General features: G+C 70.6%; 24 protein-coding genes. 11 read left to right on the top strand and 13 right to left on the bottom strand.

All coding sequences use genetic code 11. From position 1 onward, the window contains the following. The first annotated feature begins 17 nt into the window (after positions 1-17). Positions 18-785: a hypothetical protein gene (locus ASF39_RS18130; RefSeq protein WP_056286540.1), complete on the top strand. Its 768-nt coding sequence runs from the start codon at positions 18-20 to the stop codon at positions 783-785. Positions 786-892: 107 nt separating this feature from the next. On the opposite strand, the gene ASF39_RS18125 is transcribed toward ASF39_RS18130, so the two are convergent. The 5 genes from ASF39_RS18125 to ASF39_RS18105 form a co-directional block, all read right to left on the bottom strand. Continuing rightward, positions 893-2,125, bottom strand: coding sequence for a DUF4167 domain-containing protein (locus ASF39_RS18125; RefSeq protein ID WP_056286535.1), 1,233 nt, complete (start codon positions 2,123-2,125; stop codon positions 893-895). Positions 2,126-2,610: 485 nt separating this feature from the next. Further along, the gene (gene prmC / locus ASF39_RS18120) at positions 2,611-3,456 is read right to left on the bottom strand and encodes a peptide chain release factor N(5)-glutamine methyltransferase (protein WP_244472470.1); all 846 of its coding nucleotides are present in this window, start codon (positions 3,454-3,456) and stop codon (positions 2,611-2,613) included. A 35-nt stretch (positions 3,457-3,491) separates the two neighbouring features. Beyond that, positions 3,492-4,577 carry a peptide chain release factor 1 gene (gene prfA, locus ASF39_RS18115; RefSeq protein ID WP_056286532.1) on the bottom strand — a complete coding sequence of 362 codons (1,086 nt, stop codon included), beginning with the start codon at positions 4,575-4,577 and terminating at the stop codon, positions 3,492-3,494. 89 nt (positions 4,578-4,666) lie between these two features. Further along, positions 4,667-6,931 (bottom strand): phosphoenolpyruvate--protein phosphotransferase, encoded by a 2,265-nt coding sequence (gene ptsP / locus ASF39_RS18110; RefSeq protein ID WP_055889563.1) that lies wholly within the window; start codon positions 6,929-6,931, stop codon positions 4,667-4,669. Between the two features lie 108 nt (positions 6,932-7,039). Beyond that, entirely contained in the window at positions 7,040-8,275 is a 1,236-nt protein-coding gene (locus ASF39_RS18105) for an aspartate kinase (RefSeq protein ID WP_056286529.1), read from the bottom strand. 232 nt (positions 8,276-8,507) lie between these two features. Between ASF39_RS18105 and ubiG the strand changes: the two genes are divergently transcribed. Together ubiG and ASF39_RS18095 are read left to right on the top strand one after the other, a co-directional pair. Beyond that, complete coding sequence (ubiG, locus tag ASF39_RS18100) at positions 8,508-9,254, top strand: bifunctional 2-polyprenyl-6-hydroxyphenol methylase/3-demethylubiquinol 3-O-methyltransferase UbiG (protein ID WP_055889557.1); 747 nt, start codon at positions 8,508-8,510, stop codon at positions 9,252-9,254. Positions 9,255-9,282: 28 nt separating this feature from the next. Then, a complete protein-coding gene (locus tag ASF39_RS18095) occupies positions 9,283-10,257 on the top strand; it encodes an NADPH:quinone oxidoreductase family protein (protein ID WP_056286525.1) in 975 nt (324 codons plus the stop codon). A 76-nt stretch (positions 10,258-10,333) separates the two neighbouring features. On the opposite strand, the gene ASF39_RS18090 is transcribed toward ASF39_RS18095, so the two are convergent. The 4 genes from ASF39_RS18090 to ASF39_RS18075 form a co-directional block, all read right to left on the bottom strand. Continuing rightward, on the bottom strand, positions 10,334-11,347 hold the full coding sequence (locus tag ASF39_RS18090; protein ID WP_056286522.1) for an adenosine kinase: 1,014 nt from the start codon (positions 11,345-11,347) through the stop codon (positions 10,334-10,336). Between the two features lie 97 nt (positions 11,348-11,444). Then, complete coding sequence (locus ASF39_RS18085) at positions 11,445-12,002, bottom strand: Uma2 family endonuclease (protein ID WP_056286728.1); 558 nt, start codon at positions 12,000-12,002, stop codon at positions 11,445-11,447. A 45-nt stretch (positions 12,003-12,047) separates the two neighbouring features. Then, a complete protein-coding gene (locus ASF39_RS18080) occupies positions 12,048-12,365 on the bottom strand; it encodes a hypothetical protein (RefSeq protein WP_056286519.1) in 318 nt (105 codons plus the stop codon). Positions 12,366-12,441: 76 nt separating this feature from the next. Then, positions 12,442-13,338, bottom strand: a complete 897-nt coding sequence (locus tag ASF39_RS18075) for a protein-methionine-sulfoxide reductase heme-binding subunit MsrQ (protein ID WP_056286516.1) — start codon at positions 13,336-13,338, stop codon at positions 12,442-12,444. A gap of 221 nt (positions 13,339-13,559) precedes the next feature. On the opposite strand from ASF39_RS18075, the gene ligA reads away from it, so the two are divergent. Continuing rightward, complete coding sequence (ligA, locus tag ASF39_RS18070) at positions 13,560-15,998, top strand: NAD-dependent DNA ligase LigA (protein ID WP_056286514.1); 2,439 nt, start codon at positions 13,560-13,562, stop codon at positions 15,996-15,998. Further along, a complete protein-coding gene (locus ASF39_RS18065; protein ID WP_056286511.1) occupies positions 15,995-16,831 on the top strand; it encodes a 3'-5' exonuclease in 837 nt (278 codons plus the stop codon). Before ligA ends, ASF39_RS18065 begins: the two co-directional genes overlap by 4 nt. A gap of 16 nt (positions 16,832-16,847) precedes the next feature. Here the strand turns inward: ASF39_RS18065 and ASF39_RS18060 are convergent, their stop codons facing one another. Further along, entirely contained in the window at positions 16,848-17,225 is a 378-nt protein-coding gene (locus tag ASF39_RS18060) for a hypothetical protein (protein ID WP_055889534.1), read from the bottom strand. 279 nt (positions 17,226-17,504) lie between these two features. Here ASF39_RS18060 and ASF39_RS18055 point away from each other — a divergent pair, with 279 nt between their 5' ends. From ASF39_RS18055 to ASF39_RS18040, 4 genes are all read left to right on the top strand, one after another. Further along, on the top strand, positions 17,505-17,981 hold the full coding sequence (locus ASF39_RS18055; protein WP_338011794.1) for an invasion associated locus B family protein: 477 nt from the start codon (positions 17,505-17,507) through the stop codon (positions 17,979-17,981). 63 nt (positions 17,982-18,044) lie between these two features. Then, entirely contained in the window at positions 18,045-18,638 is a 594-nt protein-coding gene (locus ASF39_RS18050; RefSeq protein ID WP_055889528.1) for a hypothetical protein, read from the top strand. Between the two features lie 124 nt (positions 18,639-18,762). Continuing rightward, positions 18,763-20,715 (top strand): glycosyltransferase, encoded by a 1,953-nt coding sequence (locus ASF39_RS18045; RefSeq protein ID WP_348271526.1) that lies wholly within the window; start codon positions 18,763-18,765, stop codon positions 20,713-20,715. Positions 20,716-20,821: 106 nt separating this feature from the next. Beyond that, positions 20,822-22,447, top strand: a complete 1,626-nt coding sequence (locus ASF39_RS18040) for a glycosyltransferase (RefSeq protein WP_082494674.1) — start codon at positions 20,822-20,824, stop codon at positions 22,445-22,447. A gap of 7 nt (positions 22,448-22,454) precedes the next feature. Here ASF39_RS18040 and purC read toward each other — a convergent pair whose 3' ends face one another. Together purC and nth are read right to left on the bottom strand one after the other, a co-directional pair. After that, the gene (gene purC, locus ASF39_RS18035) at positions 22,455-23,249 is read right to left on the bottom strand and encodes a phosphoribosylaminoimidazolesuccinocarboxamide synthase (protein WP_082494662.1); all 795 of its coding nucleotides are present in this window, start codon (positions 23,247-23,249) and stop codon (positions 22,455-22,457) included. A 205-nt stretch (positions 23,250-23,454) separates the two neighbouring features. Beyond that, entirely contained in the window at positions 23,455-24,213 is a 759-nt protein-coding gene (nth, locus tag ASF39_RS18030) for an endonuclease III (protein WP_082494661.1), read from the bottom strand. A 20-nt stretch (positions 24,214-24,233) separates the two neighbouring features. On the opposite strand from nth, the gene ASF39_RS18025 reads away from it, so the two are divergent. Together ASF39_RS18025 and ASF39_RS18020 are read left to right on the top strand one after the other, a co-directional pair. Continuing rightward, a complete protein-coding gene (locus tag ASF39_RS18025; protein WP_056286505.1) occupies positions 24,234-24,755 on the top strand; it encodes a DUF2244 domain-containing protein in 522 nt (173 codons plus the stop codon). A gap of 12 nt (positions 24,756-24,767) precedes the next feature. Further along, positions 24,768-25,280 (top strand): DUF3016 domain-containing protein, encoded by a 513-nt coding sequence (locus ASF39_RS18020; RefSeq protein WP_056286502.1) that lies wholly within the window; start codon positions 24,768-24,770, stop codon positions 25,278-25,280. Positions 25,281-25,377: 97 nt separating this feature from the next. Here ASF39_RS18020 and ASF39_RS22150 read toward each other — a convergent pair. Beyond that, positions 25,378-25,576: hypothetical protein (locus tag ASF39_RS22150; RefSeq protein WP_210168682.1), on the bottom strand; the 199-nt coding region annotated here is incomplete at its 5' end.

Genomic DNA, 25,576 nt, shown 5'->3' with positions numbered 1-25,576 from the left:
GCCGCGGCGCGCCCGACATGCTGCTGGACTGGCTCGGCTCCCTGATCACGCCTGCGGCGAGAGACGTCCGCCGCCTCGGCTACGTGCGCGACAGCATCTGGCTCCTGTCGCGCTCGCGTCGCTGCCGCGCCGCCTGGCGGCCCCACCTCGACCTGTCGCGGGCCTTCGTCGTCGAGAGCATCGGTGGCCTGCCTCGGCGTCACACGGCGGTGGTCCTCGGGTCGGGCCTCCTCGACGACGTTCCCCTCGAGGCCCTGGCCGAGGCCTTCCGGTCCGTCGTTCTGGTCGATCTCGTCCATCCCTGGCCGGCGCGGCGGCGGGCGCGGCGGTATCGGCACGTTCGATTGGTGGACGCCGACCTGAGCGGAAGCATCGACTGGCTGCTCGGACGCCGCAGCGACCTGGCGCCGGCGCTGCCGGATCTCTGTCGCTCCCCCGACGTCGATCTCGTGATCTCGGCCAACGTGCTGTCGCAACTGGCGATCCTGCCCCTCGACACCTTCGAGGCACGGGGCCGGGTTCCACCAGATCTCGGTGCCCGCATCGTCAGGGCCCATCTCGACGGACTCGCAGGCCTTGCCGCGCGGGTATGCCTCCTCACCGACGTCGAGCAGGTCGCGGAGGATCGCGGCGGGCAGGCGGTCGCGTGCGAGGACCTGTTGTTCGGGATCACCATGCCCGAACCGGACCGGCGATGGGACTGGACGCTGGCGCCGTTCGGCGAGGCGTCGCGCAAGACCCGGCTCGTCCACCGCGTCCGCGCCTATCGCGACTGGACGGGATAATGCCTTCGGCCACCGCCAAGATGCGGTGGACAACTGGATCTGCGAGGACGGAGAGACGAAAACGGCCGCCCGATCGGGGCGGCCGTGCGTGATCGGGTAAAGCCCGTTTATTCGGTGTCGCCGCCCTCGGTCGGGCCGGACCCGGCCTCGGCGCCGTCGACGCCCTCGAAGCGGGGGCGACGCCGGCGGCGGGGCTTGGCGGCGGCGCGCGGTGCCTCGTCGTCCCCGTCCGGTCCGGGCACCGGCTGCGGCTCGGGAGCGGCTTCCACCGGTGCCGGCGGACGCGGCGGCGTCATGAGGAAGGCAGGCAGAGCGGCGGCCTGATCCTCCAGAGGAAGCCGGCTGGCAGGCTCCTCCCGGCGGCGGCGGCTCCGTGTCGAGGTCTCCGGACGAACGGCATCGTTCCGAGGCTCGTCGCTGCGCGGAACCTCCTGCCGGACCGGCTCGTGACGGACGGGCTCCTGACGAACCGGTTCCTGGCGAACGGCCTCCTGCCGCGGCTGCTCCTGCTGTGCGGGATCGAAGCGCGGCACGTCCTGCCTCGGAGCATCCTGCCGGGGGCCATCTTGCCGGCCGCCGTCTTGCCGGGCGTAATCCTGGCGGGGCTGATCGTGGCGCGGGCGATCGTTGCGGACGTAGTCCGACCGCTGGTCCTGGCGGGCGCCGTCGCGGGGCTGATCGTTGCGCGGCCGGTCCTGACGGACGTAGTCGGCTCGCGGCTGATCCTGCCGGCCGTAGTCCTGGCGGGGGGCGTCGGTGCGCTGTCCGTCCCGCGGTCCGTTGTCGAAGCGCGGGGTGTCGAAGCGCTGCGGCCGGTCGTTGCGGTTCTGGAAGCGGTCGCGACGCTCGGGCCGGTCGTTGCGGTTCTGCCGATTGTCGGACGGCGCGTCCTGACGGTTCTCAGGACGCGTGTCGGGCCGCGCCTCCTGCCGGTTCTCTTGACGGTTCTCCTGCCGGCCCTCGTAGGGCTGGGGCTGGTCGCCGTAATCGTCGCCATAGCCGTTGGCGGCGTAGCTGGCGGCGGCATAGCCCTGCGGGCTGCCGTTCTGGCCCTCGTCGTCACCGTCGTCGCCGTCGTCGTCGTAGGCGCCACGGGCATAGCCGCCGGCCTGTTGCCGGTTCTGCTCCTGGGCGCCGGAGATGATGCGGAAATAATGCTCGCCGTGCTGGAAATAGTTTTCTGCGGCGACCGGGTCGCCGCTCGCCTGCGCATCGCGCGCGAGCTGGGCGTATTTGTCGGCGATGTGCTGGGCGGTGCCCCGGATTTTGACGTCGGGCCCATTGGATTCATAGGACCGGGTGAGCGGGTTGGGACCCTTCGGGCGGTTGCGGCCGCGCATCCGTCTGTTCTGGTTTGGTCTCATCGGTCTCGATTGACCCTCGCTCATATCGAAGCGTCTGATGATGGGGCGGTTCCGGTCCGCAGCGACATCCCGATCCCAGGCCCGTCGCCGCCGTCGCATGGCCGAGGCCATCCGCGACCGATGTGTCGCCGTGCTTGCGGTCTGTCCGTCAACCGGGGCTTGGCTCGCGTACGGGTTTCCTTCGCAGGATCCCTTCGCGTGTCGGGTTGTAAGGGATCAAGCCCCTGTCGCATCCATGATGCGCGTCTGCCTGATCACGGGGAGATCGCCCAAGGCTGCTACGGACCACACCGCAGAAGTCTCTACATCGTGCCGGCTTAACAGCCCGCCCAACGATCTACCCCGAGACCCTAGCCGTTTGCCGTTCGGGCAACAAGCATTTTTTCCCCGCCGACCGTCCCGTCGTCCAAAACGGCCCGGCGACGGCGATTCCGCCGTGACGGGTGCTCCCTTCGTCCCCTTCACGTCCGCAACCCGGACAGGCTGACGACCCGCTCGTGCCCCGCCAGATCGCGAACGACGTGGACATGTTCGAACCCGGCCCGGCGCCCGAGATCGGCGACGGCCTGGGCCTGGTCGAAACCGATCTCGACATGGAGCGCGCCGTCGCCCGCGAGCAGGGACGCATCGCCCGCCGCGATGCCGTCGAGGATGCTGCGATAGGCGTCCAACCCGTCGACACCGCCGTCGAGAGCGAGCACCGGATCGTGATCCCGGACCGATGCGGACAGGGCCGGAATCACGGCGCTGGCGATATACGGCGGGTTTGACACGATGACGTCGAAGGGGCCGGTCAGCGGATCGGACCAGGAGGCGGCGACGAAGGCGCAGCGGTCGCCGACACCGTTGGCCCGCGCGTTCGCCGAGGCGGTGACGAGGGCGTGCGCGGAGCGGTCGACGCCGATGCCGAAGGCGTGTCGGCACTCGCTCAGCAGCGCGATCAGGACGCAGCCCGAGCCGGTGCCGAGGTCGAGGATGCGTAAGGCGTGCCCGCGATCGGCGAGCCCCCTCAGGGCGGTCTCGACGAGAGTCTCGGTATCGGGCCGCGGCACCAGCGTCTCGGGCGACAGCAGGAACGGCAGTCCCCAGAACTCCCAGGCGCCCAGGATGCGCGCCACCGGCTCGCCGGACAGGCGCCGTTCCATCGCGCGCGCGAGGCGCGCTGCGCCCGCCTCGCCGATGGCGGCGTCCGGTGCGAGGCGAAGCTCGGTCTGCGTCAGCCCGAGGGCGTCGAGCACGAGAAAGCGGGCGTCTTCCGGTCCCGCATCGATCCCGTCCCGGTCGAGCAGGGACCGCGCGACCGACAGGGCGGCCTGGCGCGTGAGATGCGGAGGGATGCCGCTCACGCCATGCCGTCTGCGGCCAGGAGTTCGGCCTGGTGCTCGGTGAGCAGGGCATCGACGAGTTCGTCGAGGGCTTCGCCGGCCAGAACCTCTTCGAGCTTGTAGAGCGTGAGGTTGATCCGGTGGTCGGTCACCCGCGCCTGGGGGAAGTTGTAGGTACGGATGCGCTCGGAGCGGTCGCCCGATCCCACCTGCGACTTGCGGTCGGCGGCGCGCACGGCATCCTTGGCGGTACGCTCGGCGTCGTAGAGCCTGGCCCGCAGCAGCGACATCGCCCGGGCGCGGTTCTTGTGCTGCGAGCGCTCCTCCTGGACGAAGATCACGATCCCGCTCGGCAGGTGGGTGATGCGGATCGCCGATTCGGTCTTGTTCACGTGCTGGCCACCCGCGCCCTGCGACCGCATGGTGTCGATCTTCAGGTCGGCGTCGTTGACGACGATGTCGACCTCCTCCGCCTCCGGCAGCACCGCCACGGTGGCCGCTGAGGTGTGGATGCGCCCCTGGGTCTCGGTGTCGGGCACGCGCTGGACGCGGTGGGCGCCGCTCTCGAACTTGAGCTTGGCGAACACGCCCTTGCCCTTCACCTCGGCGATGACCTCGCGGTAGCCGCCGACGGTGCCCTCGTTCTCGGAGATGACCTCGACCTTCCAGCCCTTGATGTCGGCGTACTTGGCGTACATCCGGAAGAGGTCCCCGGCGAACAGGGCGGCCTCGTCGCCGCCGGTGCCGGCCCTGATCTCGAGGATCGCGCTCTTCTCGTCGGCGGCGTCCTTGGGCAGCAGCATGAGCTGCAGCGCCCGATGGGCCGCCTCCACGGCCTCTTCGGCTTCCGGCTTCTCGGCCGCCGCCAGCGACCGCATCTCGGCATCGCCGCCCGATTCGTCGATCAGCCCCTCGATCCCGGCGAGGTTGTCGGCGGCGGCGCGGTAGGCGCGGATGGCGGCGACCACGCCTTCCAGCTCCGAGAGTTCGCGCGAGAGCTGCACGAAGGTCTCGGAATCGGCCGAGCCCGCGCTCAGCGTCGCGGTGACGATGTCGTACCGCGTCAGGATGGCATCGAGTCGGTCGGGAGGAATCGGCGTCATCGCCCTCTGGTTGCTCTTGATCCGGGGGAAAGGGAACGGGCCCGGCGGACGGTGCCGCAAGGTCCGCGCTGGCGGCCCGTCGACGGTGTCTAGATAGGCACGCCCTGTGCCTTGGCGAAGGCGGCGAGCGCCGGGCGGAGGGTGTGCCCGCCGGGGGCGCGGGTCATCTCCGCTTCGATCAGTGCCGCCACCGCGGCCGCGTCGATGGCCAGAACCATCGCCTTGACCGGCCCGATCGCCGCCGGCGACATCGAGAGGTGCCGGAAGCCGAGGCCGATCAGGGCCATGGCCTCCAGCGGCCGCCCGCCGATCTCCCCGCAGACGGTGGCCGGGCAGCCGGCTGCCGCCGCGCGCTCGGCGATGAGGCGGAAGGCGCGCAGGGCCGGTACGCTCAGGGTGTCGAAGCGATCCGCGACGCGGCGGTTCTCGCGATCCACGGCGAACAGGAACTGCATCAGGTCGTTCGAGCCCACCGACAGGAAGTCGGCGACCTGTGCGATCTCGTCGATCTGGAACAGCAGCGAGGGCACCTCGACCATGACGCCGAGTCGGCACTCGCTCGGCAGGGCGTGGCCGTGCCGGCGCAGGTGCGCCTTCTCGCGGTCGACGATGGCCTTGGCGCGGACGAACTCGTCGACCGTCGCCACCATCGGGAACATGATCTTCAACGGGCGCCCGGCCGCAGCCTTGAGGAGGGCGCGCAGCTGCACCCGCAGCAGGGCCGGCCGATCGAGGCCGATGCGGATGGCGCGCCAGCCCAGCGCCGGGTTCTCCTCCTCGAGGGCGGGCATGTAGGGCAGGATCTTGTCGCCGCCGATGTCGAGGGTCCGCACCGTCACCGGTAGGTCGCCGGTGGCCGCGAAGACCGCCTCGTAGAGGGCCTGCTGCTCGGCCGCCGAGGGCATGCGCTGGGCGACCATGAACTGCAGTTCGGTGCGGAACAGGCCGATGCCGTCGGCCCCCGTCTCCTGCAGGTGCGAGAGGTCGATGAGGAGGCCCGCGTTGAGCTGCAACCCGATGGCGACCCCGTCTCGGGTGACCGCGGGGACGTCGCGCAGCGCCCGGTACTGCTCCTGCCGGCGGGCGCGCAGCCGCACCATCTCGGCATAGGCCGCCTCGATCTCGGGCCCGGGCCGGACCTGGATCTCGCCCAGGACGCCGTCGACGATGATGGCATCGCCCGAGTCGCACAGCGCCGTGGCGTTGGCGATCTCGCCCACCGCCGGGATGCCGAGCGCGCGCGCGACGATGGCGATATGGCTGGTCGGCCCGCCTTCCTCCAGCACCACGCCGCGCAGGGAGGAGCGCGCGTATTCGAGGAGGGCGGCCGGCCCCATCGAGCGCGCCACCAGGATGGCGTTCTCGGGCAGGACCCGCAGGGCGCCCGAGGCGTCGTCGCCGATCAGGGTGCGCAGCAGCCGGTTGGCGAGATCGTCGAGGTCGTGCAGGCGATCCCTCAGGTAGGGGTCGCTCTGGCGCATCATCCGGGCGCGGTTGTCGGATTGGACGCGCTCCACCGCCGCCTCCGCGGTGAGGCCGGAATGCACGGCCTCGCGCATCCGGCGCAGCCAGCCCTTGTCGTGGGCGAACATGCGCACGGTCTCGAGGACCTCGCGCGATTCGGCGGTGCCGATACCGTCGCCGCGCTCCACGAGGTCGTCGATGGCCGAGCGGACCTCGCCGATGGCCTCCTCCAGCCGCTCGACCTCGCGCTCGACGTTCTCGGCGATGAGGGTCTTCACGACGATGCGCGGCTCGTGCAGCACCACGTGGCCGAGGCCGATGCCTTCGGCGAGCGCCACGCCGCGCTGGCTCACGGCGCGCCGGGCCGACGATCCGGCTCCCGGCGCCAGGGATTGCAGCTCGCCCGAGGCGATCATCTCCGAGAGCACCATGGCGGTGGTCTGGAGCGCCTCGATCTCCTCCTCGGAATACACGCGGTAGGTGCGGTTCTGCACCACCAGGACGCCGAGGGTATTGCCCGCGCGCAGCAGCGGGACGCCGAGGAAGGCGTGGTAGGCTTCCTCGCCCGTCTCGGGACGATAGGAGAACGAGGGGTGGGATTGGGCGTCGGAGAGTGACAGCGGTTCGGCGGTCTTGGCGATGAGGCCGACGAGGCCCTCGTCGGACCGCATCCGGGTGAGGTGGACCGCCTCGCGGTTCAGCCCTTCGGTGGCGAAGAGTTCGAGCGTGCTGTCGTCGCTCAGTACGTAGACCGAGCAGACCTCGGCGATGACGTTGGCGGCGATCAGGGTGACGATGCGGTCCAGGCGAGCCTGGGGGCTGACCGGCTCCGCCATCGCTTCGCGGAGGCGGCGCAGCAGCAGGCGCGGGCCTCCGGGCGCAGCGGGCATGGTGTCGTCAATCCAGCTTCGGCGCCTGACGCCATTCCTGCAAAGGCAGCACGCAAGCCCCGCGGGCGAATCCCCGAAGGCAAGTCCTGCGCGACGCGCCTGCGGGGCTCAGGCCTGATCGAGGCCGTATAGCGAGTGGAGCGTGCGAACGGCAAGCTCCGTATAGGCCGCATCGATCAGGACCGAGAACTTGATCTCGGACGTGGTGATCGCGCGGATGTTGATTCCCTTCTCGGCCAGCGCCCGGAACGCCTTGGCGGCCACGCCCGCATGGCTGCGCATGCCGACCCCGATGGCGGAGACCTTCACGACGTCGGTGGCACCCTCGATCTGCCCGAAGGCGATGGTGCCGCTCTGGCCGGCCAGGATGGTGCGGGCGCGGTCGTAGTCGGCGGCCGGCACGGTGAAGGTCATGTCGGTGGTGGCCTGGTCGCCCGACACGGTCTGGATGATCATGTCGACGTTGATGTTGGCGTCCGCCAGCGGCCCGAAGATCGCCGCGGCGATGCCGGGACTGTCCTTGAGGTTGCGCAGGGTGATCTGCGCCTCGTCCTTCGAGAAGGCGATGCCGGTGATGATCTGCTGTTCCACGCTGTCGTCCTCGTCGCAGATGAGGGTGCCGGGGCGGGCGTTGTCGGGCGGGTCGAAGCTGGAGCGGACGGTGGTCGGGACCCGATGCACCATCGCGAGCTCGACGGAGCGGACCTGGAGCACCTTGGCCCCGAGGGAGGCCATCTCCAGCATCTCCTCGAAGGTCACGCGCTCCATGCGCCGGGCCTTGGGGACGACCCGCGGATCGGTCGTGTAGACGCCGTCGACGTCCGTGTAGATGTCGCAGCGCTCCGCCCCGATCGCCGCGGCGATAGCGACCGCGCTGGTGTCCGAGCCGCCCCGGCCGAGGGTGGTGAGCCGGCCGGTGGCCGCATGCATGCCCTGGAAGCCGGCGATCACCGCCACCTCGCCGCGCTTGAAGCCCTCGTCGAGGCGCGCGCCGTCGATGTCCTCGATGCGGGCCGAGCCGTGCGCGTCGGAGGTCAGGATCGGGACCTGCCAGCCCTGCCACGACCGGGCCCTGATCCCGTCCTTGCGCAGGGCGATGGCCAGGAGCCCGGAGGTCACCTGCTCGCCCGAGGCCACGACCGCGTCGTACTCGGCCTCGTCGTAGAGGGGATCGGCGTCCTTGACCCAGCCCACGAGCTCGTTGGTCTTGCCCGACATCGCCGAGACCACGACGGCGACCTCGTAGCCGGCGGCGACCTCGCGGGCGACGTGGCGGGCGACGTTTCGGATCCGGTCGAGGGTCGCGACGGAGGTGCCGCCGAATTTCATCACCAAACGGGGCATGTCGCGTCCGTGTCGTCTTTCTCTGGCAATCCGGCCGGTATCGACGTTTGCCTCGGCCGATCCGAAGCGATCGACGCGCCAGCCTGCCGCGGCCGTCGCGGCCGACATCGCATCAGGCAGGGCTTCACCGGGTGGGCGTCCGGCGGGTACAAGGGCGGCCCGAGCGTGTCAACAATCCGGCACGGTCGGACGAAGTGCCGCCCGGCGGCGGCATCCCGATCCGGCAGGTTTCATGAACGACCGCAGCGCCTCCTCCATCGACCGCGACGAGGTCGCCCGGTTCGAGGCCATCGCCGCGACCTGGTGGGACGAAGCCGGGCCGATGCGGGTGCTCCACCGCTTCAACCCGGTCCGCCTCGCCTACGTCCGCGACGCCGTCTGCCGCCACGCGGGCCGCGATCCGCGCGCGCCGTTTCCGCTCGAAGGCCTGACCCTCGTCGACATCGGCTGCGGCGGCGGCGTGCTGTCGGAGCCGCTGGCGCGGCTCGGAGCCACGGTCACCGGCCTCGACCCGGCCCCCACCAACGTCGCCGTGGCCCGCGCCCATGCGCAGGCGCAGGGCGTGCCGGTCGACTATCGTGAGGAGACCATCGAAGCCGTGGTCGCGGCGGGCGCGCGCTTCGACATCGTGCTGGCGATGGAGGTGGTGGAACACGTGGCCGACCGCAGCGCCTTCGTCGCCACCGCCTGCCGGGCGGTCAAGCCCGGCGGCCTCCTGTTCGCCGCCACCATCAACCGCACCCTGCGCTCCTATGCGCTGGCCATCGTCGGGGCGGAATACGTGCTCGGCTGGCTGCCGAAGGGCACGCACGACTGGGACAAGTTCGTGCGCCCCGACGAGTTGACCGCCGACATCGCCCGCGCCGGCCTGACGGTGACGGACGTCGCCGGCGTGGTCTACAACCCGATCGGCGATCGCTGGTCCCAGGCCCGCGACACGGCCGTCAACTACATGCTCACCGCCACGCGGCCGGCCTGACGGATCCGGCTGATCCGAGGACCGACCCATGAAGGCCCTGCTGTGCTCCCGCCTCGGCGGACCGGACGATCTCGCCATCGCAACGCTGCCGGATCCCGTCCCCGGCCCGGGCGAGGCGGTGGTGCGGGTGAGGCTGGCGGCGCTCAACTTCTTCGACACGCTGATCATCGCCGGGCGCTACCAGGTGAAGCCGGAATTGCCGTTCTCGCCCGGCGGCGAGGCCTGCGGCGTGGTGGAGGCGCTGGGCGAGGGGGCGACGGGCGTGGCGGTGGGCGACCGGGTGATCGTGCACGCCAAGTTCGGCACCTGCGCCGAACGCATCGCGGTGCCGGCGGCCGGCCTCGCCAGGGTGCCGGATACGGTCACCGACGAACAGGCGGCCGGGCTGACGATCACCTACGGCACCACCCTGCACGCCCTGCGGGACCGGGCGAGACTCCGGCCCGGCGAGACCCTGGCGGTGCTCGGCGCCTCGGGCGGCGTCGGCCTTGCCGCGGTGGAACTCGGGGCGCTGATGGGCGCACGGGTGATCGCCTGCGCCTCCTCGGCCGAAAAACTCGCCCTCGCCAAGTCGCACGGCGCCCACGACCTCGTCGATTACGGCCGGGACAACCTGCGCGAAGCCCTGCGCAGGCTGTCCGGCGGACGGGGAATCGATGTCGTCTACGATCCGATCGGCGGCGATTATGCCGAGCCGGCCCTGCGCTCCCTCGCCTGGAAGGGGCGCTACCTCGTGATCGGCTTTGCCGCCGGCGAGATCCCGCGCATCCCCCTCAACCTGGCGCTGATCAAGGGCATCGACATCCAAGGCGTGCATTGGGGCGTGTTCGTGGAGCGCGAGCCGGAGGCGCACCGGGCCAACCAAGTCCAGCTGCTCGACTGGGTGGCCCAAGGCCGCCTGACCGCCAAGGTCGACAGCGTGCATCCGCTGGAGGCCTATGTGGACGCGCTGGGCATCCTCCAGCGCCGCGAGGCGATGGGGAAGGTGCTGCTGAAACTGTAGCGTATCGACCCGAACGCCGCCGCGATGCAGCGAGCATATGCGGCGGGCGATCCGGGATCACCCGCCGCAGTTGCGATCAGAAGATACCCTGGGCCTTGGCCAGGGCGACGAGGTCGCTCTGCGGGCGGGCGCCGATGTGCTGGATCACTTCGGCCGCCGCCAGGGCGCCGAGCTTGGCGCTGGCGACATGGTCGAGACCGCGGGCGTGGCCGGCGAGGAAGCCCGCCGCGAACAGGTCGCCCGCTCCGGTGCTGTCGACGAGTTCGCGGATCGGCGAGGCCGGCACCTGGCGGATCTCGCCGCCCTTGACCACCATCGCGCCCTCGGCCGAGCGCGTGACGACGCCGAGCAGGTGCATCCCGCGGATGTCGCGCTCGTCGCGCAGGGCCTTGAGGGCCACGTCCGGGTCGTCGGTCTGGTAGAGGCTCTGCAGCTCACCGATGTTGGCGAACAGAATGTCGACGCTGCCGTCGCGGAGCAGCCCGAGGAATTCCTCGCGGTAGCGGCCGACGCAGAAGGCGTCCGACAGGGTCAGCGCGACGGCGTTGCCGGCGGTGTGGGCGACCTTGGCCGCCTTGCGGAACGCATCCTTGGCGGCGGGCGGATCCCACAGGTAGCCCTCGAGGTAGACGACGCGGGCACTCGCCACGAGGGCCTCGTCGACGTCGGCCGGGCTCAGGCCCTGGCAGGCACCGAGGTAGGTGTTCATGGTGCGCTCGCCGTCCGGCGTCACGAGGACGAAGCAGCGCGCGGTGGCCGGCCCGTCGCCGGCGGGCGGCACCGCGAACGTGACGCCGGTCGCCTTGAGGTCGTGGGCGAACAGGCCGCCGAGCTCGTCGTTGCGGACCTTGCCGACGAATCCGGTCCTGGTGCCCAGGAGGGCGGCGCCGACGGCGGTGTTGGCGCCCGAGCCGCCGGACACGATCGTGGCCGGTCCCATCGATGCGAACAGGGTTTCGGCCCGCTCCTCGTCGATCAGCTGCATCGCCCCCTTGGTCACCCCCTTTGCGGCGAGGAATGCGTCGTCGGTCCGGGCGATGACGTCGACGATGGCGTTGCCGAGGACGAGGAGATCGAGGGGTGCGGACATGCGGGAGGCCTCGCGAGCGCGATTGATCACTGTGGGCGGCTGTCGCACCACCTCCGGCACGGGTCAAGCCGCGGCACCCGCAGCGGGACGGCCGCGCTCAGCCCGCCTCGAACACCTCGGCGACCGCCAATGCGAGGCCGGGAGGCGTGAGGTCGAGGGTCGTCCCCATGGCGGCGATCCGGGTTTCCATCAGCTCGTCGGTGGCGCGCCGATGGTGGACGATCAGGCGGCGCTTCGGGTCGACGATGAGGGAGTGCATCACGCTCGGCGCGCGGAAGTAGCCGTTGAGCTTATGTCCGGTATCGAGGCCGTGGGTACTGGGCGACAACACCTCGACCACGATGACGGGGGCCGGCACCTCGACAGCGTCAGCGTCCAGGCGATCTCCGCAGTAGACAAGGGCGTCTGGCTCGAAGGCCGTCGCGTCGTCGATCCTTACGGTCAATCCATCCGGCAACATCCGGCAGGGCGAGCCGGCTGCGTGCAAGGCGGCGCGGAGCGCGAGCTGGACGGCCAACGTCACTTCCGCGTGCCGCACCCGCTGGGGCGACATCCCAAAAACCTCGCCGCCCAGGAGTTCGTAACGGCCCGGCCGGTCCTCGGACCAGGCCAGGAACTCGTCCACCGTCAGGCGCGGTTTGGGCGGCTCGCTCACCACATCATGTTACCACCACGACGACGCACGAAGCGGATCGCTGCACTATTGCAGCGCCTTCACCTCGCATTGCGCGTAATCGGCGCTGGCCTTCACATAGCCGTTGAGCGCCTTCACGTAGCCCTCCGCCAGGGGGCGATAGGCTTCGAGCTGGAGGTTGTAGGCCTTCACCGCATCGTTGAAGCTGTAGGCCTCCCAGCCGGGGCAGCCGCCCTTGGCATCGAGGCAGGCGGGCTTTGCCGGTACGGCGGGCTTGGCCGGCCTCTGCTCGACGGGAGGCGGCACCGGTGCCGTACAGGCCGCCGACGCGGCGGTGGCAAGGGTCAGGGCGGAAAGGCAGCCCAGAACAGACCAGCGGACCATGACGTTGCTCCCTACGCGACCCGAATCGTCCGGGCCGGTTGTGGGCGTCCGCTCCGGCGAGGGCAAGGTGGCCGGACTACTCCGCGGCCACCGGCCGTCCGCCGACCGACCGGTCGAGCGTCGTCGGCCTGGGCTTGGCCGTGTCCGTCAGCGTCCGCACGAGGTTCACGAGCGGCAGGAGCAGGCCGTAGCCGAGCACCCACCAGGCCGGCCGGATGCTGTAGGAGAAGTCGAGGTTGGCACCGAGCACCGCGCTCGCCGGAACGCCGCTCTTGAGGCCGTACCAGGCCGCCTCGACCAGCGCGGTGAGCAGCGCCGATGCGACCGCCAGACCGACGAGGGTCGCCGGATTGGACGCGATCCTGAAGCGCTGCATGGCGCGCCAGCCCATCAGCACGATGAACAGGCCTGTCCAGAACACCGGGTTCGAGACGTCGATCTTGGTCTGCAGGAAGTAGTGGAACAGGCCGAGCGCCGCGATCGCGTAGACGACCTTGTGCAGCCGCGGCCACGCTTTCCCCAGGCGCCGGATCATGCCGTCGGTGGAGGTTACGCCGAGCACGGTCAGACCGAGCAGCGCGACGAACCCGATGGTGAGATAGAATCTCTGCACGATCTCGGAGGCGACCTTGGACAGGATGAAGTTCTGGTCGACCACGTAGAGGCCGAGGTGCAGGAGGGCATAGGCGAGGACCGTCAGGCCGAGCATCCGCCGCACCAGGATGAACCTGGGATAGTTCGCGATCCGTCGCAGCGGCGTCACCGCGAGCGAGAGCAGCAGGAAACGCACCGCCCAGTCGCCGGTGCCGTGGATCAGCGCGGTGATCGGTTTCGGCCCGAGGGCGTCGAGGCCGTACGATCCGGCGAGCCAGAGGCCGGGCGCCAGCGCGAACAGGAAGGTCGCGAGCTTCAGGCCGGAGAGGCGGCCGGCGCGATCGCGCCAGGGCGCGGCGAGGGCGGTGGTGGCGGGCATGCGTGTCCTGACATCCTGACGTCGGCGGCGCCTGGCGGTGCGATGGGCACACCGGCGACCCGACGTCGACTTTCGCCGGCGAGGGGCCGCGGTTACGGCGCGCCTGTGCTGCAACGCACCTGCGCGATGTCGGTGCCGAAGACCGATGCGGCAAGCCCGGTGCTCCCTCGGGGATTCGGGGATGCTATGAGGGCGGCCCCGGCCCTCTCGCAGATCATCCCATGACCGCAGACGTAACCGACCCACGAACGCCGGAAACGGCGCGTGCCGAGCATGCCGCCCTCTCGGCCGAGATCGCCGAGGCCGACCGGCTCTATCACGGCGAGGATGCGCCGATCCTGACGGATGCGGAATACGACGCCCTGCGCCGGAGCCTCGAACGGCTCGAGACGGCGTTTCCGGAGCTCGCGGGCACGGGGGCGGCGAGCGCGTCCGTGGGTGCCAAGCCCTCGGAGAAGTTCGCCAAGGTCCGGCATGCGGTGCCGATGCTCTCCCTCGGCAACGCCTTCGCCGACGCGGAGGTGGACGAGTTCGTGGCGCGCGTGCGCCGCTTCCTGGCGCTGCCGGAGACGGCGGCCCTGGCCTTCACCGCCGAGCCGAAGATCGACGGCCTCTCGCTGTCGCTGCGCTACGAGGGCGGACGCCTCGTCACGGCCGCCACCCGCGGCGACGGCGAGGTCGGCGAGGACGTCACCGCCAACGCCCGCACCGTGGCGGGCATCCCGGAGACGCTGGAGGGAGACGGCTGGCCGGAGATCTGCGAGGTGCGCGGCGAGGTCTACCTGTCGCACGCCGATTTCGCCGCCATCAACGCGCGCCAGGACGCCGCCGGCAAGGCTCTCTTCGCCAACCCGCGCAACGCGGCGGCCGGATCGCTGCGCCAGCTCGATCCGACCGTCACGGCATCGCGGCCATTGAAATTCTTCGGCTACGCCTGGGGCGAGATGTCCGCCATGGCCGCCGGGACGCAGCACGGGATGATCGCGGCGTTCCGCCGCTGGGGCATCGCCGTCAACGACCGCACGGCCCTGTGCGGGGACGCCGCCGGCATGGTGGCCCACTACCGCGCCATCGAGGCCGATCGGGCCGATCTCGGCTACGACATCGACGGCGTGGTCTACAAGGTCGACGACCTGTCCCTGCAGCGCCGCCTCGGCTTCGTCTCGCGCAGCCCGCGCTGGGCGCTCGCCCACAAGTTCGCGGCCCAGCAGGCGCTGACGATCGTCGAGGGCATCGAGATCAACGTCGGCCGCACCGGCTCCCTCAACCCGCTGGCCAAGCTCCGGCCGGTGACCGTGGGCGGCGTCGTCGTCTCGAACGCCACCCTCCACAACGAGGGCTACGTCCAGGGCGTCGGCGGCGACGGTGAGCCGATCCGCGAGGGTCGCGACATCCGCGTCGGCGATACCGTCGTGGTGCAGCGGGCCGGCGACGTCATCCCGAAGGTCATGGACGTGGTCCTCGACAAGCGCCCGTCCGAAGCGACGCCCTTCGCCTTCCCGACGACGTGTCCGGCCTGCGGCAGCCGCGCGGTGCGCGCCGTGAACCCGCGCACCGGCCAGACCGACGCGGTGCGCCGCTGCACCGGCGGGTTGATCTGCCCCGCCCAGGGCGTCGAGCGGCTCAAGCACTTCGTCTCGCGCAACGCCTTCGACATCGAGGGCTTCGGCGAGACCTACATCGAGGTCCTGTTCGAGGCCGGCGTGGTCAAGCAGCCCGCCGACCTGTTCCGGTTGCGGTTCGACGACCTCAAGCGGGCGGTGGTGGCCCGACGCGAGGCGCTGTCGGCGGCGCGGCGTGCCGAGGGCGAGCCGGCACCGAAGAAACCCACCAAGAAGAAGGGCGAGGACGAGGACAAGGCGATCAAGAACCTCGTGGCGGCGGTGGAGGAGCGCCGCCGGCTCCCCCTCCACCGCTTCGTCTTCGCGCTGGGTATCCCTCAGATCGGCGAATCCACCGCCAAGGCCCTGGCCAAGCGCTTTGCCGACATGCCCGCTCTCATGGAGGCCGTCGCCCGCGCCGCCGCCGCCCAGGCCGGCCCGGACTGGCTCGCGCTCGCCGCGATCCCGCGGATCGGACCGACGACCCGCGACCGGCTGGTGGAGGCGGGTTTTCCCGACGACCGGCCGCCGGAGGAGGAGGAGCCCGCCACCGTCGAGGCGCCGACGGGCCGGCGCCTGACGGCGGCGCAACGCGAGAACCTGATCGCCCACTACGGCAGCGGGGAGGCCATCCGCGCCGCCTTGTCCCGGGCCGCCGAGCAACGCCCCGGCGACGCCTATCGCCTGTTAGCCGACGACGGCGAGATCGGCCCTGTCGCCACCGATTCGCTGATCCAGTTCTTTTCCGAGCCGCACAACGATTCCGCGGTGCGCGCGCTCCTCGACGAGGTGACGACGGAAGCGCCCGCGGCCGCCACCCGGTCGGCCGCCTTCTCCGGCAAGACCGTGGTCTTCACGGGATCGCTCGAGAAGATGACCCGCAGCGAGGCCAAGGCAACGGCCGAGCGGCTTGGCGCGAAGGTCTCCGGTTCGGTCTCGGCCCGCACCGACCTCGTGGTCGCCGGGCCGGGGGCCGGCTCGAAGCTCAAGGACGCCGAGAAGCACGGCGTGAAGGTCATCAGCGAGGACGATTGGCTCGCCCTGGTGGCGGCCGCGTGAGCCGACCGGTCGTCGCCCTCGATTTCGAGACCGCCAACGAGCGCCGCGACAGTGCCTGCGCGGTCGGCCTCGCCTGGATCGCGGGCGGCGCCGTTGTCCGGCGGGAATCGCGGCTCATCCGCCCGCGCGACCTGCGGTTCTCCCCGGGCAACATCCGGGTCCACGGCATCCTGCCGGCCGACGTCCGCCACGCCCCCGAGTTTCCCGACGCCATGGCGGAGTTCCTGCCGGACCTCGCGTCCGGGCTGATCCTCGCCCACAACGCCCCGTTCGACCTCGGCGTGCTGCGCGCTTCGCTCGCCGCCTACGGGCTATCGGTGCCGCCGTTGGCGTCGCTGTGCACGGTGCAGGTCGCGCGCAGGGTCTTTCCGGACCCGGCCGGCTGCGGCCTCGGCAAGGTCGCGGGTCGCCTCGGCATCCGGTTCGCGCATCACGATGCCGGCGAGGACGCCTATGCTTGTGCCCAAATCGCCCTGGCGGCCGCCCGCGAGCGTGGTGCCGCCGATATCGTCAGCCTCGCGCAGATGCTGGGGCTGTCCATCGCGCCCCGCACCGGCGAACCGGAGGGGACACGCCGTCCGCTGGCGCGCGAGGCCGCCCGGACGGCGCCAGCCCTGCGCTTCGGTGTGCGCGGGCGCACCGGCAAACGCTACGAAGTCACCGCGGAATCGCGCCCCGCGGGCTTGAGCCTGCGCTGCACCTGCGCGGCCGGGCGCTACGCCATACGCTGCCGCCACGTCACCGCCCTGGTGGATGGCGACGTCACCGACCTCCTCACGGAAAACCACGACGACGTCGTGGTCCTCGGCCGCCTCCTGTCCGCGAAAGGCTGAGTGGGCCTTGCCGGATTCAGCCGCGCGAGCGCAGCACGCGCTGGACGGGGACGGCCTGTTCCGGCCAGGTCGGTCGCGGGTCGACCTCGCCCGGAGCGAGGGTGCGCGGCGCGACGCTGTCGCAGACCTCGCGCTGGCGGATGATCACCGGCCGGCCGAACTCGTCGCGGCGCCGGACGTGGCCTCCGTCGCGGCAGAAACCGGCGATCTCGGCCGAACTGCCGGCACGGCGCCCGCCCGGCGTGCGCGCGACCGGACGATGCTCGATGACGAGGGGACCGTCCCGGTTGAGGGAGCGCTCGATGTAGGTGGTCTCTCCCACCGGCAGCGGCTCCGCCCGGGCGGGGGCGGCCGCCGCGAGGATCAGGGGGATGAGGATCGCGCTGTGCCGCATGGAAAAGTCCGCATATCGAGGAAGCCGTCTTGCTCCACGACTAAAGCCTGCGGGCGCGGCGCGATAGTCCGCAGGGCCGTGTACCTCCGCTTCGCTCGACAGGGCATGTTCGCTTGACAGGGCATGTCCCGGCATGGTCGGAACACCTCGCTTTCGACGAGGCCCCGCCGCCGGCGGGGCGAGGATGAGGAACGCCGCGTGGAGTTGCGTGAATTGCGGCATCGCGCATCGGGCGCCTTCCGACGTGCCTTGCGATCGTCGTCGGCCCTTGGCGTGGCCGTGGCGTCCGTGGCTCTCCTGCTGGCGGCGGCGGGTGAGCCGAGGGCGCAGGGCCTCGTGCGCAACACCTACGGCGACTGGCAATTGCGCTGCGAGACGCCGGCCGGCGCCAAGGCCGAGCAATGCGCCCTGGTGCAATATCTCGCTGCCGAGGACCGGCCGAACCTCACGCTCGTGGTGATCGTGCTGAAGACCGCCGACAACCGCGGCTATCTCCTGCGGGTGGTGGCGCCGCTCGGCATCCTGCTGCCGTCGGGCCTGGGCCTCAAGATCGACCAGACCGATGTCGGGCGCGCGGGTTTCGTGCGCTGCCTGACCACGGGATGCGTCGCCGAGGTCGTAATGGACGACGGCCTCGTCAAGCAGTTCAGCAACGGCGCGCAGGCCACTTTCATCGTCTTCCAGACCCCGGAGGAGGGCGTCGGCATCCCGCTCTCGATGAAGGGGTTCGGCCAGGGCTTCCAGAGCCTGAAGTGAACGGGCCCGACAGGGGCACGAGGTGAGATGGACCACAGCAGACGAGTTCGGGCCCGGTGCGTGATGGCGGCCCTCGCCATCGGCCTCACCACCGCCGGCGGGGCGGTGGCGGAGGAAGGCAACTTCCTGACGAACATGTTCAAGTACGGCGGCCCGACGGTGCCGCCGTCCCAGCCCAAGGATCTCGGCGAGCCGTATTGCCCCCAGGTCGACGTGCCCGAGGGAGGTGCCGCGATCCGCAGCTTCGGCGGCAAGGGCGGCGACAATGCCTCCCTGCGCAACCAGGTCACGCTCGGGCGGATCGCCCGCGAATGCAACCGCCTCGCCGAAGGCGGCCTGAGCGTGAAGGTCGGTGTGGCCGGGCAGGTGCTGCTCGGGCCCGCCGGGGCGCCGGGTCGGTTCGAGGCCCCGTTGCAGATCTCGATCAAGTACGGCGACAAGGTGGTGGCCACGCGGGCGCGCCGGGTCGCGGTGTCGGTGGCGCCGGGCGAGGCCCAGGGCCTGTTCACGGTCGTGGAGGATGGCCTGATCGTGCCCCCGGCCATGGCGGAGGATTACGAGATCGTCGTGACCCTGGGTGGATCGCCGGCCAAGCCGGCACCGCGCAAGAGGAAGCCGGCGGCACCGCCCGCCGAGGCAGCGGGCGCCGCCCAGTGAGGACGCGCCAGGATATCGGCGCCGCGGCGACGGGGCACGAAAGATCGATCCCCTGACCGACGCGTCCTGGACAGGTCCGCGCGTGCTACGGCGCGGCCGGCCGGCGGCTTTCGCCCTCGAGCCGGTGGACGATCCCCCGTTCGACCGGCGGCTGGTGGTGACGCCGCGCCCGCGCAACGGCTGGATCGTGCTGCAGTATCGCAGCCGCGCCCGCGTCCGGCCGCTGCGCCCCATGGTGCGGATGCTCCGGACCGGCGGCGTCGTCCAGGATTTCGTCCTGCCGGGCGGGGCCGAGGGCCGTGGCGTCTGGCTCGGCTACGTCGCTCCCGATGTGAGCGAGATCCGGCTGGCGATCGAGCCCGACAGCGGGTTCGTCCTGGAACACGTCGGCTTGCGCACGAACGCCGGACTGTTCGCCGAATGCCTGATCCGGCGCCCCTCGCGCGCCGGGCCGGCCCTCTATCACTATGCCCGGGGCGACGAGCGCCGGTTTCGCGACATCCTGCGCGGCAGCTGCGCGGTGACGCCGCTCGCGGACTTCGCGGGGTGGCAGGCGCTTCGCAGCGTGCCGGAGGCAGCCGCCGGGCCGGGACCGACCGTCGCCCTGGTCCTGCCGGCCGCGGAGGAGGCGCCCGATCGCATCCGCGCGACGGTGGATGCGCTGATCTCCCAGAGCCATTCCGACTGGCGGTTGACGATTCTCTCGGCGCGCGCCATCGCCCTGCCGGCCGACGAACGCATCCGGGTCGTGCCGGGCGCGGCCACGGTGCGCGACCTCGTCGGCGAGGCCGGGATCGCCGGCATCCTGATGCCGGGCGACCGTCTTGGCCCCGACGCCCTGGCGGTCCTCGTCGCGGCGCTTGGTTCGCGCCCTTGCGCCGACATGGTCTACGCCGACGAGATCCGGTCTGGTCCGGGAGCGTCCCACGTCCGGCTGAAGCCGGATTGGAGCCCCGACCTTGCCCTGGTGGCGGATCATCCCGGAGCGCCGGCGCTATACCGGGGCGACCTGCTGGCACGCCTCGCAGGACGGGCGGTGGATGTTTCTTCGGATCTCGCACGCGACCTCGCCTTGGCAGCCGCTCTGAGCGCGCGCGACGTCATCCACGTTCCCCGCGTCCTCTGCCGCAGCGTCGAGCGAAGTACGGTGGGCGAGGCCGCGGCCCTCGAACGCCATCTGCGCGAAACCGGTTCGCGCGCGACGGTGATGCGCCGCGACGGCGTCGTCGATCTGCTGTGGCCGCTGCCGGACCCGCCCCCGCTCGCCACCGTCGTGATCCCGTCCCGCGACCGGCTCGATCTGATCGCGCGGGCGACGCGGGGCGTCCTGCACGAGACCGCCTATCCGGCCATCCGCCTCGTCATCGTCGACAACGGCTCCACCGATCCTGGCGTGCTCGCGCATTACGACACCCTGCGCGACGACCCGCGGGTACGGATCGTCTCCTTCCCGCAGGCCTTCAACTTCTCCGCCATGGTCAATGCCGGGGTGGCGGCGGCCGAGGACGGGATCGTGGTCCTGTTCAACAACGATGTGGCGGTGCTGGAGCCCGGTTGGCTCGACGCCATGGTCCGCCAGGCCTGTCGGCCGGGGGTCGGCGCCGTGGGCGCCAAGCTCCTCTATGGCGACGGGCGGCTACAGCATGCCGGCGTCGTGGTTGGCCTCGGCGGCCGGGCCGGGCACATCCTGCGTTGCAGGGCGGGCGACACGCCCGGACATCTCGGCCGGCTCCGGGTGGCGCACGAGGTCTCGGCGGTGACCGCAGCCTGTCTGGCCGTCCGCAAGGAGCTTTACGATGCCGTCGACGGCTTCGACGCGCTGGCGTTCCCCATCGACTTCAACGACGTCGATTTCTGCCTGCGGGTGGCGGCGACCGGCCACGCCTGCATCTGGACCCCGCACGCGACGCTGTCGCATCTCGAATCGGTGAGCCGCGGTCCGCCGGTGGGCGAGGAGCGCCGCCGCTTCGAAGCGGAGGGAGACCGTTTCGCCGCGCGCTGGCGCGACCGGGTCCGGCACGACCCGTTCTACCATCCGTCGCTGAGCCTCACGACCTTCGGCGAGGAGCTCGAGTAGGGTGGTGCGCAGGCCGAGGCTCCCGCCCCGCATCGACCTCTCCGACGAGAGCCTCGACCCGCTGCGCTTCGCGCTGCTGCCGGCACCGAGCGCCTGGGCGCGATGGATGACGGCCCTTGCCATCCTGGCTCGACACCCGAACCGGCTCGGCGCGATCCTGTGGGCGCGGCTGCGCGGGAAACGGTTGCGGGCTCGCCAGGCCCTCGCTTCCCTGATCGGCCTCGATCATCGCCGTCTCTGGCTTGCGAACGCCACGTCCGAGGACGAGACGCCCGCCCCTTCTTTTTGGGGGGAGAGAACGCAGGGAGGAACGGCCGTCCCGGTCGTGATGGCGGGCGGGCCTGCCGGCCCCATTACCGGCATCCTTCCTCACCGGGACGGAGAGTCGCGGGATCTCGATCGACCCGCGTTTCGTCTTCATCTCGCCCCGGGTCATACCCCGGCGGCGGGTGCCGAGGCTCGCATCGAAGCCGCTTTCGCTGCCGAGCCAGGAATCCAGGCGGTGTATGGCGATGCCTTGGCCGAGATCGGCGGGTCGCCCCTGCCGGTGCTGAGGCCGGCCTTCGATCCCGACTACCTTCTGGCGGTGGACTACATCGGCCCGGTCGTCGCCTTGCGGTCGAGCGCCCTGGCCGCCATCGAGCGGCCCGACGCGTCATCCCCCACCTACGCCGCCGCGTGCCTTCTCATGATCGCCGACCGCTTCGGCACGGGCGCGATCCGCCACCTGCCGCAGGTTCTTTCGCATTGGCGGCCGGACCCGAGAGGGGAGGGGGGGGCGGGCCACCGCAGCGCCCGCCTCGATCTCCTGCGCCGCCGCGGCCTCACCGGCCGCATCGACGAGCACGGGGTCGTCACCGTGTCGAGGCCGCTGCCCGAGGACCGCCCCCTGGTGAGCCTCATCGTGCCGACCCGCGACCGCCTCGACCTGCTGCGGCCCTGTCTCGACAGCCTGCGCCACCAGACCGACTGGCCGGCCTGCGAGATCCTGATCTGCGACAACGACAGTCGCGAGCCGCAGACGCATGCCTACTTCCGCGATCTGACGGAAAGCGGCCAGGCCCGGGTCATCGCCTGTCCCGGCCCCTTCAACTTCGCGGCCATGAACAACGCCGCGGCGCGGGCCGCAGGGGGGCGGCTCCTGGCCTTCGTCAACAACGACGTCGAGGCGTTCTCTCCCGACTGGCTGGAACGGATGTGCCGCGAGGCCCTGCGCCTCGAGGTCGGAGCGGTCGGCGCCCGGCTCCTCGACGGGGAGGGCCGTATCCAGCACGGCGGTATCGTGCTCGGCACCGGCGGTCTCGTCACGCACGGACACCGTCACTGTCCGGGCGACGCCCTGGGCTATCTTTCCGCCCTGCGGGTGACGCGCAGCGTCAGCGCGGTGACGGCGGCCTGCCTCGTCGTCGAAGCGGACAAGTTCCGGCGGGTCGGGGGGTTCGACGCCGAGACCTTCGCGGTGGACTTCAACGACGTCGACCTGTGCCTGCGCCTCGCCCGGACGGGCTGGCGCACGCTCTACGTCGGCGGCGCCGTCCTCCACCACCGCGAGGCGGCGAGCCGGCGCCGGACACCGGAGTCGCAAGACCGCCACCGGCGCGAGGTCGAGGCCTTCAAAAAGCGATGGGGGCCGCTGCTGGCGCAGGACCCCCATTATCACCCGGGGTTCGATCCGAACCTCGGCACCCATGTGCGGCTGGCCCGGACCTGGTCGGGCGGGCCGCCGCGTTAGGTCGGGCTTATTGCACCAGCCGGGGGCCGCCGGTCTGCACCTTCTCGTTCTCGGACATGATGCCGAGCCGCTTGGCGACTTCGGTGTAGGCTTCGATGAGGCCGCCGAGATCCTTGCGGAAGCGGTCCTTGTCGAGCTTGTCCGAGGACTTGATGTCCCACAGCCGGCAGGAGTCCGGCGAGATCTCGTCGGCCACGACGATGCGCATCATGTCGCCTTCCCACAGGCGGCCGGTCTCGATCTTGAAGTCGACGAGGCGGATGCCGACTCCGAGGAAGAGGCCCGACAGGAAATCGTTGACCCGGATGGCCAGCGCCATGATGTCGTCGATCTCCTGGGGCGTCGCCCAGCCGAAGGCCGTGATGTGCTCTTCCGACACCATCGGATCGTTGAGCGCGTCGTTCTTGTAGTAGAACTCGATGATCGAGCGCGGCAGCTGCGTGCCTTCCTCGAGGCCGAGGCGAGTCGCGAGCGAGCCGGCGGCGACGTTGCGGACCACCACCTCGAGCGGGATGATCTCGACTTCGCGGATCAGCTGTTCGCGCATGTTGAGGCGACGGATGAAATGGGTCGGCACGCCGATGTCGTTGAGGTGCTGGAACACGAACTCGGAGATCCGGTTGTTCAGCACGCCCTTGCCGTCGATGACCTCGTGCTTCTGCGCGTTGAAGGCAGTGGCATCATCCTTGAAGTGCTGGATGAGCGTTCCGGGCTCGGGCCCCTCGTAGAGGACCTTCGCCTTGCCCTCGTAGATGCGACGGCGGCGGTTCATAGGCGTATACCGTGGTTTGAGGAAATCCATGGCCGTGGCTCCTTCGGACGCAAACGATGGTGTGGGATCCGCGGCGGCAACCGCTGTGCGGTCGGGCCGTGAAGACACGTCGCTTGTCGAAAGCCCCGACGACCGCGTCGCAAACTACCCGAAGCGGGTTGGCAGCACAACGCGTTAGCCGGACGGCGGGGCCACGCCCTGGGGACCGCACGGCCGCACGGCCGACGATCCCCCGCTAGATCGCGGCGGCAGGGGAGGGGGGCAGGGCCACGGTCTTGGCCGGATAGCGGCAGAGATCCGCGAGCGGGCAGGTCGGGCACTCCGGCCGGCGTGCCTTGCAGACGTAGCGTCCGAACAGGATCAGCCAGTGGTGGGCGTCGTGCAGGTAGGCTTGGGGCACGGTCGCCTCCAGTCCGGCCTGGACCTTGTCGGGCGTGGTGGCGACCACGAGGGGCAGCCGGTTGGCGACGCGGAAGATATGCGTGTCGACGGCGATGGTGGGTACGCCGAAGGCGACGTTGAGGACGACGCTCGCGGTCTTGCGTCCGACCCCGGGCAGCACTTCGAGGGCCTCCCGCTCCCGCGGGACCTCGCCGCCGTGGCGTTCGACCAGGATGCGCGACAGGGCGACGACGTTCCTGGCCTTGGTGTTGAACAGACCGATGGTGCGGATGAAACCGCGCACCCGCTCCTCGCCGAGACGCAGCATCGCCTCGGGCGAATCCGCTGCGGCGAACAATGGCGCCGTGGCGATGTTGACGCTGCGATCGGTGGCCTGGGCGGAAAGGACCACGGCCACGAGCAGCGTGAACGGGTTGTGGTAATCGAGCTCCGGCCGCGGTTCAGGGTTGGCGGCGGCCAGCCTCGCGAACACTTCCGCGACCAGTTTGCGTGGCAGCGGAGCGGGGCCGCTCTTCCCGCCTGCGACGATCGGTTCGGCCGAAGCGGCGGAGATCGACGGCTTCTTGAGCGCGCGCGGCTGTCGGGTTTTCATGGTCGCGTTATATTGCGCGCATGACGATGCGCAGCAACCACGCCCACCCCGATGGCCTCGACCCGGAGGCGATGGATCATCCGCTGTTCCAGGCGACGATCCGACCGCATCAATCCTTGAGCCGCGAAGGCTTTCGCGTGGTGATGTTGGCGTGCTGCCTCGTCTCCGCGGTCGTCTCCGTCAAGATGATGCAGGCCGGTTTCTGGCCGGTGGCGGGGTTCTTCGGTCTCGACATGCTGGCGCTCTTCATCGCGCTCAAGGTGAGCTTCCGGCGCGGCCGATCCTTCGAAGAGGTGATGATCTCGCCTATCGCGGTGCTTCTCACCCGGGTCACGCATCGCGGCGAGCGCCACGAATGGCGGTCCAACCCGATCTGGACCAAGCTCACCCGGGTCGAGGACGAGGAATACGGCCTTCAGACGCTCACCCTGGTGTCGCGGCGTGAGCAGGTGGTGGTGGCCCGCGATGCCTCGCCGCCCGAGCGCGCGGTCATCGCGGACGGGCTCACCCGTGCGTTGGAACGCGCCAAGAAGGGCTACTGAGGCGTGGCCCGGATGGCTCACGTCGCCGCGCGGATCGTCCTCGCTATGGGCGCAGTGGCAGCCGTCACGCTGCCGACCGCCGCGACGGCAGAGGTCGTGGTTCGGTTCATCGCGCCGGACCGATTCACGGATGCGCAGAACCGGTTCGGGTCAGGCCTGTCGCTGCGCGTGACGCTGGCCGAGGTCGGCCGGATCATGGAGCGATACGGACGAGAGGCCCTGCGCCCCGGCGAGACACTGACGGTCGACGTGCTCGACATCGATCTGGCCGGGTTCGAACAGCCGGGGGCGAATATCCCCTACGGGCTGAGGGTCGTCCGGGACATCACCCCGCCACGGTTCGGCCTGCGATACGTCCTGTCCCATGGAAAACGACGCATCCTGTCGGGCGAGGAGGTCGTGACGGACCAGTCTTTCCTGATGCGTTCGTCCCGACTGTCGCAGGGGAGCTTTTCCCATGAACGCGAGCTTCTGCGCGATTGGTTCAGGATCCGTATCGCCGAGCGCCGTCCGCAACGGAACTGAGTGCCCCGGCAGCGGGTGTCGCAGCCGATCCGCCCTCTGTGCGCCGGCTTCGTGATTTTTCCTTCATCGTCGGTGTTGACGGTTTGGTCTTGTTGGCTCATAAGGCTGTCCATCGGCGGCGGCGCCGGGGTGCGGTTTCGCTTCCTGGCGGTGTTGTTGTTTTCACCTTTTGGATTGGCTGGCTGGTGCTGAGCTGTAATGGCTTGGCGGTGGCTGTGTTTTTGTCTTTTGGGTGGGTGTGTTGGTTTTGGCGATCTGGTTTGGTCTGGATTTGCTCCTCGCCAACATGAGCCACG

The organism is Methylobacterium sp. Leaf108 (genome assembly GCF_001423265.1).
Lineage (GTDB): Bacteria > Pseudomonadota > Alphaproteobacteria > Rhizobiales > Beijerinckiaceae > Methylobacterium.
This window is presented reverse-complemented; position numbering and strand designations above follow the sequence as displayed.